Source organism: Streptococcus suis (assembly GCF_019794615.1).
Lineage (GTDB): Bacteria > Bacillota > Bacilli > Lactobacillales > Streptococcaceae > Streptococcus > Streptococcus suis_AI.
In genome coordinates this window covers 1-18,252 of the sequence record NZ_JAIMDU010000040.1, presented here as the reverse complement: position 1 = coordinate 18,252, position 18,252 = coordinate 1, and the positions used below count along the sequence as shown (strand labels likewise).

The 18,252-nt window shown below is 42.0% G+C and carries 18 protein-coding genes, 1 tRNA gene and 2 pseudogenes; 2 read left to right on the top strand and 19 right to left on the bottom strand.

Annotated features, from left to right (window positions below; all coding sequences use genetic code 11):
• Positions 1–238: 238 nt before the first annotated feature.
• The 12 genes from K6V43_RS10020 to ybeY all read right to left on the bottom strand — a co-directional run bounded on the left by K6V43_RS10020 (position 239) and on the right by ybeY (position 9,715).
• Complete coding sequence (locus tag K6V43_RS10020; protein WP_160863757.1) at positions 239–688, bottom strand: type II toxin-antitoxin system HicB family antitoxin; 450 nt, start codon at positions 686–688, stop codon at positions 239–241.
• Positions 689–725: 37 nt separating this feature from the next.
• Positions 726–908, bottom strand: a complete 183-nt coding sequence (locus K6V43_RS10015) for a type II toxin-antitoxin system HicA family toxin (RefSeq protein WP_014637653.1) — start codon at positions 906–908, stop codon at positions 726–728.
• A gap of 340 nt (positions 909–1,248) precedes the next feature.
• Positions 1,249–1,716, bottom strand: a complete 468-nt coding sequence (gene smpB / locus K6V43_RS10010) for an SsrA-binding protein SmpB (protein ID WP_024396797.1) — start codon at positions 1,714–1,716, stop codon at positions 1,249–1,251.
• Positions 1,717–1,718: 2 nt separating this feature from the next.
• On the bottom strand, positions 1,719–4,088 hold the full coding sequence (gene rnr, locus K6V43_RS10005) for a ribonuclease R (protein WP_222382943.1): 2,370 nt from the start codon (positions 4,086–4,088) through the stop codon (positions 1,719–1,721).
• A 49-nt stretch (positions 4,089–4,137) separates the two neighbouring features.
• On the bottom strand, positions 4,138–4,371 hold the full coding sequence (secG, locus tag K6V43_RS10000; protein WP_024392020.1) for a preprotein translocase subunit SecG: 234 nt from the start codon (positions 4,369–4,371) through the stop codon (positions 4,138–4,140).
• 46 nt (positions 4,372–4,417) lie between these two features.
• Complete coding sequence (rpmG, locus tag K6V43_RS09995; protein ID WP_012775228.1) at positions 4,418–4,567, bottom strand: 50S ribosomal protein L33; 150 nt, start codon at positions 4,565–4,567, stop codon at positions 4,418–4,420.
• Positions 4,567–5,772, bottom strand: coding sequence for a multidrug efflux MFS transporter (locus K6V43_RS09990; protein WP_024404712.1), 1,206 nt, complete (start codon positions 5,770–5,772; stop codon positions 4,567–4,569). Before K6V43_RS09990 ends, rpmG begins: the two co-directional genes overlap by 1 nt.
• Positions 5,759–6,361, bottom strand: coding sequence for a dephospho-CoA kinase (coaE, locus tag K6V43_RS09985; RefSeq protein ID WP_222382940.1), 603 nt, complete (start codon positions 6,359–6,361; stop codon positions 5,759–5,761). The genes K6V43_RS09990 and coaE overlap by 14 nt, the downstream gene beginning before the upstream one ends.
• Positions 6,354–7,181, bottom strand: a complete 828-nt coding sequence (mutM, locus tag K6V43_RS09980; RefSeq protein WP_222382938.1) for a DNA-formamidopyrimidine glycosylase — start codon at positions 7,179–7,181, stop codon at positions 6,354–6,356. Before mutM ends, coaE begins: the two co-directional genes overlap by 8 nt.
• A gap of 738 nt (positions 7,182–7,919) precedes the next feature.
• Positions 7,920–8,819, bottom strand: coding sequence for a GTPase Era (gene era / locus K6V43_RS09975; protein ID WP_172019132.1), 900 nt, complete (start codon positions 8,817–8,819; stop codon positions 7,920–7,922).
• A 16-nt stretch (positions 8,820–8,835) separates the two neighbouring features.
• On the bottom strand, positions 8,836–9,237 hold the full coding sequence (locus K6V43_RS09970) for a diacylglycerol kinase family protein (protein ID WP_024404715.1): 402 nt from the start codon (positions 9,235–9,237) through the stop codon (positions 8,836–8,838).
• Complete coding sequence (gene ybeY / locus K6V43_RS09965; RefSeq protein ID WP_222382935.1) at positions 9,218–9,715, bottom strand: rRNA maturation RNase YbeY; 498 nt, start codon at positions 9,713–9,715, stop codon at positions 9,218–9,220. The genes K6V43_RS09970 and ybeY overlap by 20 nt, the downstream gene beginning before the upstream one ends.
• A 104-nt stretch (positions 9,716–9,819) precedes the next feature.
• Between ybeY and K6V43_RS09960 the strand changes: the two genes are divergently transcribed.
• Positions 9,820–10,371, top strand: coding sequence for a MurR/RpiR family transcriptional regulator (locus K6V43_RS09960; RefSeq protein ID WP_222382926.1), 552 nt, complete (start codon positions 9,820–9,822; stop codon positions 10,369–10,371).
• On the opposite strand, the pseudogene K6V43_RS09955 reads toward K6V43_RS09960, so the two are convergent.
• The 7 genes and pseudogenes from K6V43_RS09955 to K6V43_RS09925 form a co-directional block, all read right to left on the bottom strand.
• Positions 10,323–11,331, bottom strand: a pseudogene (locus K6V43_RS09955) (IS630 family transposase); the annotation flags it as partial. The gene K6V43_RS09960 and the pseudogene K6V43_RS09955 overlap by 49 nt on opposite strands.
• A 37-nt stretch (positions 11,332–11,368) precedes the next feature.
• Positions 11,369–11,935: pseudogene (locus tag K6V43_RS09950) on the bottom strand (ABC transporter substrate-binding protein); the annotation flags it as partial.
• 50 nt (positions 11,936–11,985) lie between these two features.
• Positions 11,986–12,687 (bottom strand): N-acetylmannosamine-6-phosphate 2-epimerase, encoded by a 702-nt coding sequence (locus tag K6V43_RS09945; protein ID WP_024404723.1) that lies wholly within the window; start codon positions 12,685–12,687, stop codon positions 11,986–11,988.
• 205 nt (positions 12,688–12,892) lie between these two features.
• Positions 12,893–13,597, bottom strand: a complete 705-nt coding sequence (locus tag K6V43_RS09940; RefSeq protein ID WP_222382925.1) for an HAD family hydrolase — start codon at positions 13,595–13,597, stop codon at positions 12,893–12,895.
• A 54-nt stretch (positions 13,598–13,651) separates the two neighbouring features.
• On the bottom strand, positions 13,652–15,391 hold the full coding sequence (locus K6V43_RS09935; protein ID WP_222382924.1) for an ABC transporter ATP-binding protein: 1,740 nt from the start codon (positions 15,389–15,391) through the stop codon (positions 13,652–13,654).
• Positions 15,391–17,118, bottom strand: coding sequence for an ABC transporter ATP-binding protein (locus tag K6V43_RS09930; protein ID WP_222382923.1), 1,728 nt, complete (start codon positions 17,116–17,118; stop codon positions 15,391–15,393). Before K6V43_RS09930 ends, K6V43_RS09935 begins: the two co-directional genes overlap by 1 nt.
• A gap of 578 nt (positions 17,119–17,696) precedes the next feature.
• Positions 17,697–17,769: transfer RNA gene (locus K6V43_RS09925), tRNA-Thr, on the bottom strand.
• Positions 17,770–17,956: 187 nt separating this feature from the next.
• On the opposite strand from K6V43_RS09925, the gene K6V43_RS09920 reads away from it, so the two are divergent.
• A partial coding sequence (locus K6V43_RS09920) for a helix-turn-helix domain-containing protein (protein WP_222382922.1) occupies positions 17,957–18,252 on the top strand: 296 nt, incomplete at its 3' end.

The following is an 18,252-nucleotide window of genomic DNA, read 5'->3' as shown; positions in this document are numbered from 1 at the left end:
CAACGTTTTCAAGAACGCAACAACGGCCTTGCCCCTCTTGAAATGAGGAACAAGGCCGTCGCCTAATCTTTTATTATTTCATTGTCCACTTGACAGGGAGCAGTTCAACATAAACTTTGGGGGCTTTCGTATAATTAGTAGAAAGATAAAAACGGAACCATCCCACTCATTAGAACTACTAATACTCAATGGGAGTTGAAAGGTCCAGTTTCAACACTTGCAATAACAGAATCAAGTGTTAAGCATGAATTTTTTTATCTGCAATTGCATCTGTGAGGGTCTGTGAGAAATTCAATCCTAGTTCACGTCCTAGTGTGTCTGCCCAGCGTGGGATAGTGAGTGTTTTCTTTACTGGCTCTTGACTGCCCAAATACTTTGCAACATCCACCATCACCATGGAGATAAAAGACTTGCTAGAATCGTAAACCATCTCAAAATCCTCATCACGGAAAGGGTTATTATCTACTAATGACAAAGTATTTATAGAAGACGGGGTAGGAATGTCTCGTCCATTCTCGATATAATCAGCTAAGTTCATGCCTAACCAATCGCTAGCCATTGCCATAGCGTCCGCCATATCCTCGCCTTGAGTTGCTGAATGCTCAAAATCAGGGAATGTTACAAAGTACGGCGCATTAGCTCCGTCTGTATCATCAAAATAAAATAAAGCTGGATAAGTGACAAGCATAGTTTACCTCCAAATGAAAACAAGCGGTAGGCTGTTGTTATAACAGCCCTGCTTGCTTTTTGATACCCCTTTCGGTGTATTTGTTTATTTCACCGTGGGGAATGGTTATGGGTCGCTCGCCTGCTTTTTCAAGTTTCACGTGTGACCCCTTACCGCCTTTGGTTTTTGTCCAACCATGGGCGGTAAGTAGCTTAACCATTTCTTTTTGTGTCATAGGCATAGCGCTTTTACCTCCTGACAAAATTATTATATCATACGTATTACACGTGTTCAACTATAAAGAATCAGAATTCATCTAAAATTTATGACCGATACTCAATGGAAATCAAAATCTGACTTGCTCTAAAGTTCGGGAAACCTTTAGAGGTTTGAAATAGGCGAACGTAGTTCGTTTCGCTTTGACGCAAATAGAACTCTGTCCCTTTTATATTTCAAGGGAACAGGCTCTCAAGCTCCACTGGAGCTTGACACTCATCTAATCAAGTCAACAACGTCTGACTTTGATTTTCGAAGAGTATGAGGGTTCATTCGCAGAAAAAAACCAGGATTTCTCCCAGTTCTTATCGATTATTAATCGCCTTCATGGTCCGTTTGATATCGCGATCCTGCTCACGGCGTTTGATGGACTCCCGCTTGTCGTAGTCATGTTTCCCTTTAGCAAGCCCAATCAAGACCTTGGCAAAGCCGTCCTTGATATAGACCTTGAGAGGAACAAGGGTCATCCCAGTTCCCTTGACTTCATTCCCCAAATCTGCAATCTGCTTCTTTCGTAAGAGAAGCTTGCGAGTTCGTGTTGGCTCCTGGTTCCAGATATTGCCCTCATCATAGGGAGCGATATGAACATTAACCAACCAAGCTTCACCATTCTTTATTTGGGCAAAACCATCTTTAAGGTTAATCCGCCCTGCACGAATGGACTTAATCTCTGTCCCCGTCAGGACAATCCCCGCCTCCACTGTATCCACAATGGTATAGTCGTGACGGGCTTTTTTATTCTGCGCAATCACATTGCCCTCACCCTTGGCCATACCTATCTCCTTTTCTTCTTGTTCTTTTTCGCCACTTCTTTATAAAATGGTTTCTTTTTCTTGTCAGTTGCTCCAGACATAGATTTGCGGTCTTTTCCAGACTTGTGACGTCCGCTGTCGCGACCAGCAGCTTCTTGTTTGTGGTGCTTGCCCCGTCCTCGCCCTGACCGATCATCACGATCGCGGTTTGAATGACTCACTGTTTTCCGTTTCGCCTTTAGATTCTTCTCGACAAGATCCAGCTCGGACGGCACGTGGGCAAAATCAATTTCCCCTGTCATCTTGTCCGCCCGCGTTAGCTTGATACGAATTGGCTGACCAACACGGAAGACCCGACCGGATTTCTCACCCTGCAAGGTCAGCGTTCGCTCGTGGAACTGGTAGTATTCGTTGAGGTTGGTGATATGGATCAGACCTTCAACCGTGTTTGGTAACTCGACAAAAAGACCAAACTTGACCACGCTAGACACGACACCATCAAACTCTTGCCCAACAAATTCTTGCATGAATTCTGCCTTCTTCATGGCTTCGACTTCCCGCTCTGCCTCAATGGCACGGCGTTCTAAACTGGACGAAGACTTGGCAAGCTCAGGAATAACCTGCTCAAAATGCTCTGCTTTTTCCGCAGGATTGTGACCATATTCCCGTACCATACGGTGAACCAGCAGGTCGGGATAGCGGCGGATAGGACTGGTGAAGTGGGTGTAGAACTCCGCACCCAGTCCGTAGTGACCGTGGTTGTGCTCCGAGTAGCGTGCCTGCTGCATGGAACGCAGCAGCATCATGTTGAGGACATCGGCATAGGGTTCATCCTTGACCCGCTCGATGAGATCCTGAAGGGCGTCCTGACTGATAGAGCTGGCTGTACCATATACCGTCAGACCAAAGCTAATCGCATAGTCGATGAACTTCTGCAACTTGTCTGATTTAGGCTCTTCGTGGATCCGATAGATAAAAGGCAGGTCCAACTTAGCAAAATGCTCAGCAACGCACTCATTGGCCGCCAACATGAAGGACTCAATCATCCGCTCAGCAATACCCCGCTGACGCAATTGGATATCGACTGGCAGACCATCTTTGTTGACGATGATTTTGGCTTCAGCTGTATCAAAGTTCAGAGCCCCACGCTTGTAGCGCATAGCTTCCAGCGTCTCATGGAGTTTGACCATGAGCTCTACACTTGGCACGATCGCCTTGTATGTAGCCAGCTTTTCCTGATTGCCCGCAATCATGTCATTGACATCGGAATAGGTCATGCGGAAGGTCGTTTTGATGACCGTCTGACCAATCCAGTGCTTGACCACCTTGCCCTTACGGTCAATTTCCATAATAGCCGACTGGGTCAGGCGATCCACATTTGGATTAAGGGAACAAATACCATTTGACAACCGTTCTGGTAGCATTGGCACCACACGGTCGGTCACATAGACAGAAGTCCCACGCTTGATGGCCTCTTGATCCAAGGCTGAGCCTTCCGTCACATAGTAGCTGACATCAGCGATATGGACACCCAGCTCAAGATTGCCGTTCTTGAGTTGCTTGATATGGACCGCATCGTCCAAGTCTTTGGCATCAGCACCGTCGATAGTGAAGATGATTTCATCTCGCAGATCCAAGCGGCCTTCAAAGTCCTTCTCAGATGGACTTTCTGGTACTCGATTGGCCTCTGCCAAGACTTCATCCGGAAACTCCGACACGATGTCCATGGATTCCAAAACTTCCAAGACATCAATCCCCACATCGTCCTTGTGGCCCACCACGTCCCGAATGGTCGCAACAAAGTGGTCCCGTTTCTTGTTTGGATAGGCTTCAATGTCAACTTTGAGAATTTCCGTTCCGGTCAATACCAAAGGTGACTTCTTGATGTAGATTTTCTGAGCGATTTTCTGATTTTTTGACTTGATGTAGCCTGCATATTCTGGCTTATCTTCGTCAAAAACAATCAAGCCAACCGCAGTTTTCAGGCTATGTTCTAAAATATCAATGACTTCCGCTTCTGCGGCAGTTCCCTTGAGACGATCTGCAACCTTTTTAATTGCAATCTCAACTCTGTCACCCTCAATAGCAAAGTTGACATCGTCACGACTGACAAAGAGATCATCTTCCTCCTCATCAATGGTCACAAATCCAAAACCAGACTTGTGGGCACGGAAAATGCCCTGCAAGGTTACTCTATTTCTGGTAACCTTGGGCGCTGGAAGAGCAATTCTTCCATCTTGGTCGAAAACCAGTTTCCGCTGTCCTTCCATGCTAGAAACCAGCTTGACCAAATCGGTAAAGCTTTTAGCAGAACCTGCCCCAAACTGATCTGCCAACTGGTCCATGGTTACAGGACCAACTTCTTTAATATAGTTAATAATTTCGTTTTTCATTTTACCTTTACTAAAAAAATAGACCAAGAACAAGTCCCAGTCTGTCTATCTACTTACTAGAAATGATTACTAGCGCGACAGCATCTAACAACCACAAAAAGATAAGGAGGGCTGTAATACGCTGCATAACGGCTTCAAAACCACGCGCTTTTGTACGCTCAAAGAGGGCTCCGCTTGAAGCATCAAAAACGTTACTTGATTGGTTTTTTGCTGGTTGGATAAAAATCACGGCTATAAGAATAACAGATAAAATCAACAGAATGGTTAATAATGCTTGATACATAATTTTTTCTCTTTCTACAATAACTCCATTCATTATAGCATAAAATTTATTTGGTTTCAAGATGGAGTGTAACTTTTCTCTCTTTTGGGCAGTATTTTAGGACCTCAATCTTATCAGGATGGGTCTTGGCATTTTTACTTGTCAGATAGTTTTTACTACCACACTCTGAACATTGTAAATTGATTTTAACTCTCACTAAATATCCCTTACTTTCAAGTAATTTCTAAAATTGGTTAAGGACCAGATTAGATTAAAGAGGACCAGTCCACTCGATAGGTAAAACACCCAATCATAGCCCATATGGACAGCAACTGCTGAACCCATCATCGGTCCAACTACTGTTCCCAAATTATTAAAGAGCTGATTATAAGAAAATATTCTTGAAATCCCTTCTTTCGGCGTCAACTTGGTCAGTAATGAATTGACAGAAGGCAAGAGAGCTCCTGTCCCAAAACCATAGAGAAATCGAAGCAAACCCAATTGAAATGGATTTTCCGCAAAGACACAAAAAACATTGATGAGGAGACTATAGGTAAGGGCCATCAACAACAAGCGATGGTTGCCAATTCGGTCGCCAATTTTCCCAAGATAACCAGAAGTCACCAAGGACGCCATCCCAGGTAAAGAAATGATAAAACCAGCAACAAAGAGTAAGTTCTCCTTTTGCCCCAAATGTCGTACATAGAGGGTCAGTATTGGCACAACAGCTTGAGCTGCAGCAATGATAATCATGGAGGTCACAAAAAGCCCAAACAACATTTGACGATCTTTTACCTGAGCAAACACTTCCTTAACTGGAAGCGCCTCACTCTTCTTGATAGGAACAAAATCTTCACGGATGTAGAACACAGTCAGCAACACTACTATAGCATAAAGAAGCCCAACCAACAAGAATACAGTATGGACACCGAACATTTCGGCTAAAACACCACCCAATGTCGGCCCAATCAAGTTTCCTGCCACAGCCCCAGTTGACAAGGTACCTAGAGCATAACCTGTTTTATCTTTCGGAACTTGGCTAGCAATCAGAGCCGTTGCATTTGGAATATACCCAGTGAAAACACCATTTAAAACACGCAAAACGATTAGCCAGAAAACATTCGGAACAAAAGCCATCCCGCCCATGGTAAAAATCATAGCAAAAGCCGCCCGAACCATCATAGGCTTGCGCCCGTAGCGGTCAGCCAAACTCCCCCAAATCGGTGCCATCAAGGCCGCTGCAAGAGCATTCGTTGACACAGCAAGCCCCGCATAATATTCCACCAAACCAGGCCCTACACCCAATTCTTCCACGAACACTGATATAAACGGCATGACCAAGGTAAAACTCGTTCCCGTCAAGAAATTCCCCAACCACGCCACCTTCAAATTCTGTTTCCAATAACTACTACTGTCGTCCATCCTTCAAATCCTCCAAAAGTAGTGCGACCCTTGCAAACGTCTCCTCGACCGCACCACTATTATCAATTAATACCTGAGCCTTCGCTCGTTTTTCTTCTAAAGAAAGCTGCGCCTTCAGTCGATTTTCAGCATCTTGAACAGAAAAACCATTGCGCTTGATTAGCCGTTCCAACTGCTGCGCCTTATCGACATAAACAAGCCAGACTTCATCCACTTCCCCGCTATAATCCGCCTCGTACAGCAAAGGGATATCCATGAAAACCACTGGCTCAGTCTGCTTGAGAGCATCCCTCCTGGCCAGCAATTCCTCCCTGATAATCTGATCCTGCAAAAGCGACAAATGTGCTCTCAGTCCAGCATTCTCAAAAACTGCTTGACCTAATTTTTTCCGATCCAAATCCCCTTCTGCCGTTAGAATTGCATTACCAAACTCTGCGACAAGAACCTGATAGAGTTTACCACCCTTTGCTTGCAATTCATGAACCACTTGATCCGCATCAATGACCGGATAGCCCTGTCGGCGTAGGAAATCCGTTACAGTTGATTTTCCTGACGCAATTCCACCTGTTAATCCAATTACCTTAGTCATTGTTCACCTGACACTTGGGACAGAAATGTGTCCCACGACCGCCTAACTGGATTTTCACAATCTCTGTCTGGCAGCGAGGACAAGCCTGTCCTGTCTTTCCATAAACTTGTAAATATTCTTGCATGGTTCCATCCATCCCCAAGGCATTCTTGTATGTCCGAATCGTAGAACCACCTTTTTCAATCCCTAATTGCAACACTGCGATTACAGCTTGACGCAGGTCTTCTGCCTGTTTCACCGTAAGTCGACAACTAGCTTGAGCTGGATGAATCTTAGCTCTAAACAAAACCTCGTCTACATAGATATTGCCCAAACCAGCCACTAAAGTCTGATCCAAGAGATGGGCTTTAATAGGTTTTTTGGAACGTGCCAGTTTGGTCTTGAATACCTCCAAGTCAAAATCTTCCTCTGTCGGTTCAGGACCAAGATTTCGATTGAGAAAATAGGCCTCAACATCCGCTTTCCCAAGCAATTCCATGGTCCCAAACTTGCGAACATCTTGATAAACCAGTGTCGACCCATCTGAAAATGTAAAAAAAGCATGAAAATGCTTATTTTTCGGAACATTTTCTGAAAAATAGTTGTATTTTCCTTCCATACGCAAATGAGAAATCAACACAAAATCTGTCAGATAGATCAACAGATACTTGCCACGACGTTCCACATGCTGGATTTCTTGACCAATCAAATCCTGACAGAATACGTCAACACCAGTCTTAACCATCGGAGCATAGGTCACCTCCACCTTGGTGATGACCTTCCCCTTAACCAACCGATTCAAACCACGACGAACCGTCTCCACCTCAGGCAATTCGGGCATACTAAGATACTAAGCCGTTAAGCGACTCAAAGAAAAATAGAAACCTGACCGACGGTGCTTCGGCACCTAGGTCACGGTTGTCTTTTTTCAAAGAGTCGTAGGTGGGTTCAATTCCAACACCTAATCGGCTTTCCTTTCTAAATTAAGATAACAAGATAAAAGGAGAGCGATGCTGTGTGACTTGCACACAAAGAGCTCTATCTATTTTCCGAGCTTTTAGCTCGGGTTCAAGTACGCTAACACTCGTCCTTTCTAACAAAATTACAAAGCAAATAGAAACCTGACCGACGGTGCTTCGGCACCTAGGTCACGGGTGTCTTTTTTCAAAGAGTCGTAGGCGGGTTCAATTCCAACACCTAATCGGCTTTCCTTTCTAAATATAGTGAACAAATCCTAACGACGGAAAACACCACAAAAGTGGTGTTTTTATCTTTTCATTAATAAATTTGAAAGCAGAGTATAAGGGAGAATGGACAAGTTATCAAATTTCTCTAGGCTCGGGTTTTCACACGGTCACTTTCGCATTTTTAGGTGACCAGCTGAAACAGTCTATTCCCAGACTATTTCACTCCCCCGGACCTTCCTCGCTCTCCAATTTCTAGGCTCGGGTTTTCACATGGTCACTTTCGCATTTCTAGGTGACCAGCTGAAACAGTCTATTCCCAGACTGTTTCACTCCCCCAACCTTCCTCGCTCTCCAATTTCTAGGCTCGGGTTAACAATGTCCACTGGACATTGTTAATACTCTTTCTCATTATAGCCAAAGTCGGCGAGGTCGAGTTTTTTGTCTCGCCAGTTTTTCTTGACTTTGACCCAGGTTTCGAGGAAGACTTTGTCACCAAGCATTAATTCAATGTCACGACGGGCCATGGAGCCAATTTTCTTGAGCATGGCTCCTTGCTTGCCAATGATGATGCCTTTTTGGCTATCACGCTCTACCATAATCGTCGCGCGAATGTGGACCTTATCGGTAAATTCATCGCGTTTCATGGACTCAATGACAACGGCAACTGAGTGAGGAATTTCCTCACGGGTCAGATGCAAGACTTTCTCACGAATCATCTCAGACACCAAGAAACGTTCTGGATGGTCAGTGATTTGGTCCGCAGGGAAATATTGGAAACCTTCATCCAGGTTTTCCTTGAGAATTTCCATAAGTCGGTTGACATTGTTCCCTTGGGTAGCCGAAATTGGTACAATTTCTTTGAAGTCCATTTGATGGCGGAAATCGTCAATCTGCTCTAATAGTTGGTCTGGATGAACTTTGTCAATCTTATTAACCACTAAGATAACTGGAACATTTGCCTGTTTCAGCCGTTCCATTATCATATCATCACCCTTGCCACGCTTTTCATCCGCGGGTACCATAAACAGAACTGTATCCACCTCTCGAAGAGTACTATAGGCTGATTCCACCATAAAATCACCCAGGGCTGTCTTTGGTTTATGAATACCTGGCGTATCAATAAAAACAATTTGTTCTTCATCCGTGGTATAAATCCCCATAATCTTATTACGGGTGGTTTGAGCCTTGTCGCTCATGATGGCAATTTTTTGCCCCATTACATAGTTGAGGAAAGTGGATTTTCCTACATTTGGACGACCTAAAATCGCCACAAATCCTGACTTAAATGTCATGAATTCTCCTTCATTCTTAAAATATAAAATTCCAAATTTTAGGCACAAAAATAATGAGCCCTGTTAGTAATGCAAATCCTGATACAAATAAGACTGCCCCTGCCGCCATATCTTTTGCATTTTTGGCCAGCATGGAAAAATGATAATCAGAAGCTAAGTCCACCACATTTTCAATGGCAGAATTAACAATCTCAAATGCGATAACTAAGCTGATACTCAACAAAAGAAATAGCCACTCTGTCACCGATACTTGGAAAACCAAGCCTGCCAAAATGACTAATATAGCCGATACAGCATGCTTACGCATATTGCGCTCTTCTTTAAAAGCGGTTAAGAGTCCAGATACAGCAAAATCCAGACTCGCCATCAGTTCTCGGTTTTTCCACCGATTTTTTGAATTATTCTCGTGTAAGTCCATAAGCAGTTAAAATTTCTTCTTGTAAACCAAACATCTCAGCTTCTTCTTCTGGCGTATAATGATCGTAACCATTGATGTGTAAGAAGCCATGTACGGATAAAAATCCCATTTCACGCTCAAAGCTATGTCCATAATCCTCAGCCTGTTCACGCGCCTTATCAATTGAAATATACAATTCACCAATATAGGCATCAAAATCTTCCATCATTTCAGCCAATTCAGGATTGTCCACCAAATCTTCTTCATCAAAGACAATTTCTGATTCGGGTTTGTACTCTAAACTAACCACATCTGTGGGGCGATCAATGCCTCGATATTCCAAATTTACTTCATGCACACGGGCATTATCTACAAATGTCACAGCCATTTCTTTATTTTGTTTACCGATTTTTTTAGCTGCAAATTGGAGCAATTCTATGATTTGTTCTTGCATTTTCACAGGAACTTTTCCTGTTTCATCTACCATTTCAATATACATCTTATTACATTCCTTCTATACAAGTCCATTATACCACAAAAGGGAAGAAAGCGGATTTTTATGGTATAATGATTACAAACCGTCGTACAAAAGGGTAAGTCACTATGATAGCAACAGGAAAAAATATCATTGCCATTATTGAATCCAATATGGACGAAATGACTGAATTGGAACAAGAAATTGCCCACTATTTCACGCAATTGGATCCTGTTGATGCAGATTTAACATTGGAGTTCACTACAGCCACTCTTCACGTTTCACCATCTGCACTCACACGATTCGCTAAAAAATGCGGATTCTCAGGTTATAGAGAATTTGTTTTCACCTATCAAAAAGATCACCAGCATTTGTTAAAACACTTCGACCATATTCAGCGTAGCCTAACTAAAAAAGTGTTGATTGACTATGACCAAATCTTAACAGCCACAAATAACCTGGTAAATGAAGAAAAATTAGAAGAAATCGCCACTTTGATTGATAGCAGTAAACGAGTCTACTTCTATGGAATCGGTAGTTCAGGTTTGGTTGCAATGGAAATCAAATCTCGCTTTATGAGACTTGGAGTGGTATGTGATGCGATTACGGATAAAAATAATTTAATCTGGACAACCACTGGTTTTAAAATAGACCAATCTAACTCTCGTATTACTTCTTGAAGCTTGTTTATCACATCGTCTAGTGTTTTAAAAGCTTTATTCTTAAACCCTCTCTTTCGAATCTCAGCCCAAACTTGTTCAATTGGATTCATTTCAGGAGTATAAGGAGGAATAAACTCAAAACCAATATTATGTGGTTTCTCTAAGGTACTTGATTTATGCCAAACGGCATTATCCATCACTAATAAAATATAATCGTCAGGATAAGCTTCAGATAGTTGTTTGAGAAAAACATTCATCCATTCTGTATTGCAACCCCCAGCGATAATGAAGAAGGACTCTCCTGTATGGGCATCAACAGCACCATAGCAATAGCGATACTCACGAATATAGTGACTATGTACATGCGGTCTCACCCCTTTTGGTGCCCAGGCCTTCCCAATTTTACTAATCCGACCGAAACCCGCCTCATCTTGATACATTAGCCTGACTTTATGATAGCGACGACTATTCTTGAAGCGCTTTCCTGTTTTCGTGAATGAAGATTTTATTTTTAGACGCTAGAATCGTTTCGGCGTCTGCTTTTTTAGGGTGTTCTGGTCTTGGCGTCACTTTGCGCCACCCATGGCGTTTCAGAAGAGCATAGAATCCTTCCTTGGTCGTAGGGTGTCCAACCCGTTTCTGATAAGCTTCATAGAGAGAGTTTATCGTCACAAATTCACCATTTAGTGAGGCTGTTAACTGTTCTTTTAGAAACGTTTCCTCTTCTTGAAGGGTTAAATATTGACGGTTCCGTCCACCTCGAGTTTCTTTTACGAGCGCTGAAATTCCATCAAGCTCATACTTGCGTTGTAAGGACCAGATTGTATACTTTGAATAGCCGATAAGGTTAGTGATTTCCCTATAACTGAGACCTTCTGCTCTGAACAGGATAACTTGAAGTCGTCTATGAAATGGAGAATAGGTTTTATCTTTCAAATAAGATTTTAATTCGTTCGTTTGTTCGATAGTAAGTTTCATAAATCTATTATATGTTAGTTTTTGTTTTTTGAACAGTATCATCAGTGGTCCAGCCGTCCTTCACAAGATCGAGCACACCCGCATCTTCAAGCATTGCTTTGTTTAATGCCATATAGAATGGCGCAGAACTGATTGGATACATATAGGCTGTATCTCCTGCCTTAGATGCTTGAATAATATTATCATTATTGACATCTTTGACAAAATCATCTGTAAAGAGGTCATTCAAGTCTGCAAGTTTTCCATGTTTTCCATAGGTAATAATTCGACCTGGAGCATCGAAGAGCACATCTGGAGCTGTACCAGCTTCAATAGCTGTAGTGATCTTTTCAGGACCTGATGTAAAATCGATGGTTTCTAACTTAACAGTAATGTCTGGGTTCGCGTCTTGGAAAGCATCGATAATTTTTTGTTCATAAGTCCCCACGCCATCATCAGTATTTTCTTGCGTAAATACTGGAAAGGCCCACCATGTAATCTCCGTTTTTCCAGCAGAATATCCAGAGTCGGAAGAACTTGCGGTCGAATCGCTGGTATTTGAACTACAAGCTGCAAGTGATAGAACTGCAGCACCTGCCAACAATGAATGGATGATTTTTTTCATCATTCTTCTCCTTTTCTTATTCCCCATAGGGATCATTTGATAACCGTTGATTACTTCCGCAAAACGTTAATAAATCGTTCTGCAATTTCTTTTGGACGAGTAATGGCACCCCCTACAACAATACCCGCAACACCTAAATCGTGTATTTGTTTCACTTCATGTGGATAATGAATTTTTCCTTCTGCAATCACGTCCATACCTGCTTGACAAAGCTGATCTACCAACTCAATGTCAGGGCCATCACCCTGTCTACTGTATGAAGTATAACCAGATAAAGTTGTTCCCACGAAATCAATCCCAGCTTGATAAGCAACAAGACCTTCTTCAAATGTTGAAATATCAGCCATGAACAATTGGTTGGGATATTTTTCTTTGATTTGATGAATGAATTCTTCAATCGTCAGTCCATCAAAGCGTTCTCTCTTGGTACAATCGAGAGCGATGACCTCGATATCAAGAGCTGCCAACTCGTCTACTTCTCGCATTGTAGCAGTGATAAATGGCTCTTGTGGAGGATAATCTCGCTTGATAATTCCGATAATTGGTAAATCTGTTACCTCTTTAATTTCTTTGATATCTCGAACGCTATTGGCCCGAATACCGACAGCACCAGCCTCCTGGGCTGCTTTTACTAACAGAGGCATCACACCGCCTTCCTCCGTATATAGAGGTTCCCCTGGTAGGGCTTGGCAAGAGACAATAATTCCATCTTTTATCTGCTCTTTTAATTCTTCCTTGCTGATGCTAGCCATTATGTCACTCCTTTCTGTTCCGGATCCGAGATAGCGCTTACATAAGTTATTATATAATATTATATTTAATTTTCAATATCCTTCCTTCACTTAGAATCTAATTTCAATTTTTGTCCAAATGGACAAGTTCCTGAAAGTAGTTTCAGACAGATCTATTTTTCAAATACTGGAAGTTTTTCAAATCTGGCAAATAAAAAACCAGCTTTTACTGGTTTAACAATTGTTTAATCGTGGGTACAAGTTCCTCCCATTCAGAGATTATGAAATCTGCTGTAACAGAGCTAGATACAAGTGGCCGGTGGCGATGATTGAACCAAATTGCTTTCCAGTTCACAGCTTTTGCTCCCACCACATCATTTTCAAACGAATCTCCAAGATAATACACATCTTCTCCTGACATTCCCAACCGCTCTTCCATCAAGTGAAAAATAGCGGGGTTGGGTTTGGTTATCCCGATTTGTCCAGAAATAAGAATATTTTCCGGTTCAAACCAATCAAATAGGCCCATGGTACGAATTTTTCTTAACTGATGCCTATATGGTCCATTCGTAATCATTCCGATTGCAATTCCATGTTCTTTACACCATGAAAATATTTCTGGGAAAATGGGGCCAAGCTCTATCTGGCCTTGAAAATAGTCATAATCGATTTGAATTGCAAGTGCAGTTGCATCAGATACCTGATATCCGAAATCTGCTAAAGCATGCTTCATTCGATAGACATGGCTTTCCTGTAAACTCATTTTTCCTGTCGAAGCCGCTTCAAATACTTCATCCGCATACTGCCGAAAAGAAAGATAGAGTGGGCTGAGTTGCTCATCTAATACTGCCAAATGTCGCTTCAGTGCACGTTCAAACGGTTGAATTTGATCATATAAGGTATCATCTACATCAAAAATTAAAGCTTTCATGTATCAATTATAGCAAAAAATTCCAGCCAAAGGCTTGGAATTTTTTGCTGCTTATTACACCCTTGCTTGAATCTCATGCATTTGAGCATAGGTGCCACCAAACGCAATCAAATCTTCGTGTTTGCCATGCTCAATGATTCGACCTTGATCCAAGACAAGGATTTGATCTGCATTTTGAATGGTAGAGAGTCGGTGCGCAATGATAAAGGTTGTTCGGCCTTCTTTCACCACTTCCATGGCATGTTGGATAATTTCTTCCGTCTCCGTATCAATATGAGAAGTTGCTTCATCTAATATTAGAATTTTAGGATCAGAGTAGAGTGTCCGAGCAAAGGCAATCAGCTGGCGCTCTCCACTTGAAAAGGCCGCTCCCTTCTCAACTACAGGTTCATCAATCCCTTTCTCTAAACGAGATAGCATCGGCCCTGCTCCAACTTTTTCCAAGGCTTGCAAAATTCGTTTTTTGTCTGCTGTTTCCTCATTCATGGAAACATTACTTGCAATGGTTCCTGTAAAGAGATAGGGATCTTGTAAAACAATCCCCATGTGACTGCGCAGGCTTTCACGAGAATAGTCACGAATATTTTTCCCATCAATCAATACGCGACCCGCCTGTGGATCATAGAAACGATAGAGGAGGTTCATAATGGATGACTTTCCAGAACCCGTATGTCCCACCAAAGCAACTGTTTCACCTTTTTCAGCCCGAATGGAAATATCTCTCAAAACTGGTTTGTTTTCGTCATAACTAAAATTCACATTTTCAAACACGACTTGACCTTGATTGACTTCCAAATCATGCTCGCTATCAGGTTCAGCCTCTTCTTCTAAAAGAGCCATTAGACGCTTACCAGTTTCAAAAGAACGAAGCATATTTGGAAATTGCTGAACCAAGGCACCTAATGCGATGAAGACGCCCTCAATATAGTTTACATAAACAAAGAGTCTCCCGGCTGTAACTCCAGGGTGGCCCTTGAGAAATTGATAACCAACTACTGTCAAAATCCCTGTAATCACTAAATTTTGTAAGAAGCCACTCAAATTCCAAGTTGCAAGAGACTGAGCCCATATCATCTTGTTGTCTGCACGACGCATCTTGTCAGCAGTCGCTTCAAACTCTTGCATACTTCTTTCTTCTTGTCCAAAGAGTTGAATCAAACTAGCACCGTTCATGGTTTCATTTACCTGAGTATTCACATCACTTCTGGCATCATAGAAGTCCTTCATGGGCTTGTCAGTCATTTTTTTATAAGCAAATTGAATCCCAATATATAGAGGAATCAGCAGTAACATCAGCCAGCCCAAACTACGATTCATGTAGAAAAGAACAGCATATGTAAATCCCAGTCGAACGATATTGTTAAAGGCATAGACTAAAGTACCATAAAATTGAGTTCGCAGTGTCTCTGTATCATTGACAATTCTAGTTGCAATCTTCCCTGCTGGTTTATCATCAAAATATGAAATAGGCAACCGCTGCATCACATCATAGGCTTGATTTCTCAGATTCTCTGCAATCCGATTGGCACAATGCATGAGCAAGCGCATGGACAGGTAAAAACCAATGGCTCCTAGGACTGTCATCCCCATATATTGAGCTGACTGAGTCAAAAAAACAGTTTCATCAAATAGCAAACCCTTGCTCAAATCTGTAATCGGCCCATCGATAGCCTGTTGAATCAACAGAGGAGCCAATCGAACCAGGGTTGAAGCTAGTAAATAGAAAGCTACTGCTACAATAAATAGCCATTTGACACGTTTGATTTGTTTTAATAAAAATCCCAAAATAGTCATTACTCTCCTCCTTCCTGGCTTTGTTGTCGCTGGTATTGTTCATAATACCAACCTTTTTGGGCAAGCAAATCAGCGGGACGCCCTTCTTCAACGATACGGCCCTCATCCAGAACCAACACCCAATCAGCATGGTTGACAGCAGATAGGCGATGGGTCACGATGACATTAGTTTTGCCTGCACGTTCTTTTTGAATATTTTGGATAATCTGGCGTTCTGTCCGAGCATCCACTGCCGACAAAGAATCATCTAGGATTAGCAAATCTGGCTTCCGTAAGAATGCACGCGCAATAGAAATTCGTTGCTTTTGACCACCCGAAATAGACACCCCACGCTCACCTATCATGGTGTTTAGACCATCACTCATCCGTTTTAAATCTTGATCAAATGCAGCCGTAACAATGGCTTGTTCAATCTCTTCAGAACTACTATCTACTTTTCCGAGCGCAATATTTTCTCCGACTGACTTAGAAAAGAGAATGTGTTCTTGCGGGACATAACCAATTTTTTCTTCAAGGCTAGCACGTTTATAGTCCAATACTGATTGATCATTGATGGTGAAATCACCCTGACCAACAGGATATTGACGCAGGAATTGGCGGACTAAGGTCGTCTTTCCAGAACCTGTTTTTCCGACGATTCCAACGGTCTGTCCAGCTAGTAGGGTCCAATTAATGTCCTGTAGGCTGGCTCTTTCCGACTGTGGATATCGGAAGCTGTAATCCTTGAAAGCAATACTCGCCAGCTCTGCTATTTCCTTAGACCCATCCACCTCCAAATCATCACCTGTCTCTATTAGCTCTTGCAATTTTTCGAAAGATGTCTTGCCAGTTTGATAAACAAGGATAAAATCTGCCAGTGTCCAGAAGGGCTCTAAGAGCGAACTGACATAGAGTTGCAGTGCAATGACTTGTCCGAGTGTTAATTGCCCTGCCTTCACGGCCTGTGCTCCCATTACAAGTACTAGAATCGTAGATAAACCTAAACAGACAGTCGCTAGAGGATTATATAAAGATTGAAGTGAGGTGATACGATCACCACCTTGTGCTAATTGTTTGGTGCGTGCTTGGAATTGAGCTTTTTGAGTCGCTTTCTTACTATAAGCCCTCGTCACTCGAATCCCTTCAATGACTTCCAAAACTTCATTATTGAGTTGAGCTACAGCGTCCCTATTCGCGTCAATCGCCTTATCTTGTTTTCTTCCGATAAAAAATATACAAAACGTCATGAACAGCATCGGAAGCAAAGCAACCGTAGAAATCTTCCAGTCAATGAAGAACATGGTTGGAATGATAAAAGCTAGCATGCCACCTGCATAGACGACAATCATGAGACCGTAACCGACCATCTCCATCAAGCCATCTACATCCGTTGAAAAACGGGTCATTACATCTCCTGAGCGAAATTTCTCATAGAATGGTGTTCGCATAGTGACCAACTTTTTGAATGCCCGTTGTTGCATATCAAACTTGAAGTTAACGGAAGCCTGAAATAGTTTAAGGTGCCAAATAAATGCCATAGCATAGTTCAGCAAGGTCACGAGCAACAAGAGCGTCATATCCTGAACTAAAATTGCTTGCGTTAATTCATTTTTTGTCAGTATATCAACCATCCGTTGAATCATTTGCGTCGGTACCAAAAGCGTGGCATCATAAATAATCAAGGTCACGGCAACCAATAAATAGAGCCACTTATGACGCTTGATATAATCAAAAATTAATCGAAACATATTTCTCCTTTACAAATCTCCAGCCTGTCATTTGCCACTTTATTCAATCAGCAACAATTGATAGACGTTATACTCAATGAAAATCAAAAGTAGCCTAGGAAACGATGTCGAAGATAGAACTCTGTTACTTTCTTGTTTCAAGGTAACAGGCTGAAAAGCTCCACTGGAGCTTTTCACTCATCAAGGCTCTTGACAACGGATAATTTTGATTTTCGAAGAGTATTACCTTTCTAAGCGCACAAAAAAGCCCAGGGAAGCATTTTACTCCTCCTAGGTTTGCTTTAGTCCACAAAAATAGACCCGTTGTTTTTCAAAAATCACTCAATAAGTCCATAAACCTATCTAGCTGAACCACCGTTCAACCTCTACTCTTCATTGAGACCACACTCATGAATGATTTCTAAAATCTGTTTTCCCGCTTAGAAAGGAGTATATGATAAAAAATAGCTTGTTTGACGACAAGGTTCTTGTTCATTTGTTTTACTCCTTTCAGCTTTCTATCCACTATTTTAACACAATAAACATATATGTCAAGGGATTATAAAAATAAAAAAACAACCCGAAGGTTATAAAAGATATGCTAGTTGCCGGGATTGAACCGGCGACCTCATCCTTACCATGGATGCGCTCTACCGACTGAGCTAAACCAGCGTACTTGACTAGTATATCATACCTCCAAAAAATGTCAATGAATTTTTATAAAAATAATTAAGAACTAACTTCTCAAAATAAGCCCCTAACTTCTCAAAGTAAGTTCTAGTCTAACACAAAAGCTGGAAATTAGACTGAGACAAAAAAATAAGGTAGAACTTACTATGGGACAAGTTGGTAACTGACAATGAAAAACAAACACTTAACTCTCTCTGACCGCAATGATATTCAAATAGGAATCGAACAACTTAAACCTTTCTCGGCTATAGCAGCTAAGTTAGGAAAAGACCCGTCCACAATCTCAAAAGAAGTTCGGAGAAATCGAGTGGTTAAAGAAAATTCTGTGACATCTAATTGTGAAACCTGCCCTCTACTCAAAAAGGCTCCTTACGTTTGTAATGCCTGTCCGAAAAAGAGATTGAACTGTGGATACCAAAAACAGTTCTACTACGCCAAAAGAGCTCAGCTTGATTATGAAGCTAA

Bases quoted from the DNA above. Each gene is read 5' to 3' on its own strand.
- K6V43_RS10020 (WP_160863757.1), bottom strand. From the start codon at position 688: ATGCTTGTCACTTATCCAGCTTTATTTTATTTTGATGATACAGACGGA.
- K6V43_RS10015 (WP_014637653.1), bottom strand. From the start codon at position 908: ATGCCTATGACACAAAAAGAAATGGTTAAGCTACTTACCGCCCATGGT.
- smpB (WP_024396797.1), bottom strand. From the start codon at position 1,716: ATGGCCAAGGGTGAGGGCAATGTGATTGCGCAGAATAAAAAAGCCCGT.
- rnr (WP_222382943.1), bottom strand. From the start codon at position 4,088: ATGAAAAACGAAATTATTAACTATATTAAAGAAGTTGGTCCTGTAACC.
- secG (WP_024392020.1), bottom strand. From the start codon at position 4,371: ATGTATCAAGCATTATTAACCATTCTGTTGATTTTATCTGTTATTCTT.
- K6V43_RS09990 (WP_024404712.1), bottom strand. From the start codon at position 5,772: ATGGACGACAGTAGTAGTTATTGGAAACAGAATTTGAAGGTGGCGTGG.
- coaE (WP_222382940.1), bottom strand. From the start codon at position 6,361: ATGACTAAGGTAATTGGATTAACAGGTGGAATTGCGTCAGGAAAATCA.
- mutM (WP_222382938.1), bottom strand. From the start codon at position 7,181: ATGCCCGAATTGCCTGAGGTGGAGACGGTTCGTCGTGGTTTGAATCGG.
- era (WP_172019132.1), bottom strand. From the start codon at position 8,819: ATGACATTTAAGTCAGGATTTGTGGCGATTTTAGGTCGTCCAAATGTA.
- K6V43_RS09970 (WP_024404715.1), bottom strand. From the start codon at position 9,237: ATGGACTTACACGAGAATAATTCAAAAAATCGGTGGAAAAACCGAGAA.
- ybeY (WP_222382935.1), bottom strand. From the start codon at position 9,715: ATGTATATTGAAATGGTAGATGAAACAGGAAAAGTTCCTGTGAAAATG.
- K6V43_RS09960 (WP_222382926.1), top strand. From the start codon at position 9,820: ATGATAGCAACAGGAAAAAATATCATTGCCATTATTGAATCCAATATG.
- K6V43_RS09945 (WP_024404723.1), bottom strand. From the start codon at position 12,687: ATGGCTAGCATCAGCAAGGAAGAATTAAAAGAGCAGATAAAAGATGGA.
- K6V43_RS09940 (WP_222382925.1), bottom strand. From the start codon at position 13,597: ATGAAAGCTTTAATTTTTGATGTAGATGATACCTTATATGATCAAATT.
- K6V43_RS09935 (WP_222382924.1), bottom strand. From the start codon at position 15,391: ATGACTATTTTGGGATTTTTATTAAAACAAATCAAACGTGTCAAATGG.
- K6V43_RS09930 (WP_222382923.1), bottom strand. From the start codon at position 17,118: ATGTTTCGATTAATTTTTGATTATATCAAGCGTCATAAGTGGCTCTAT.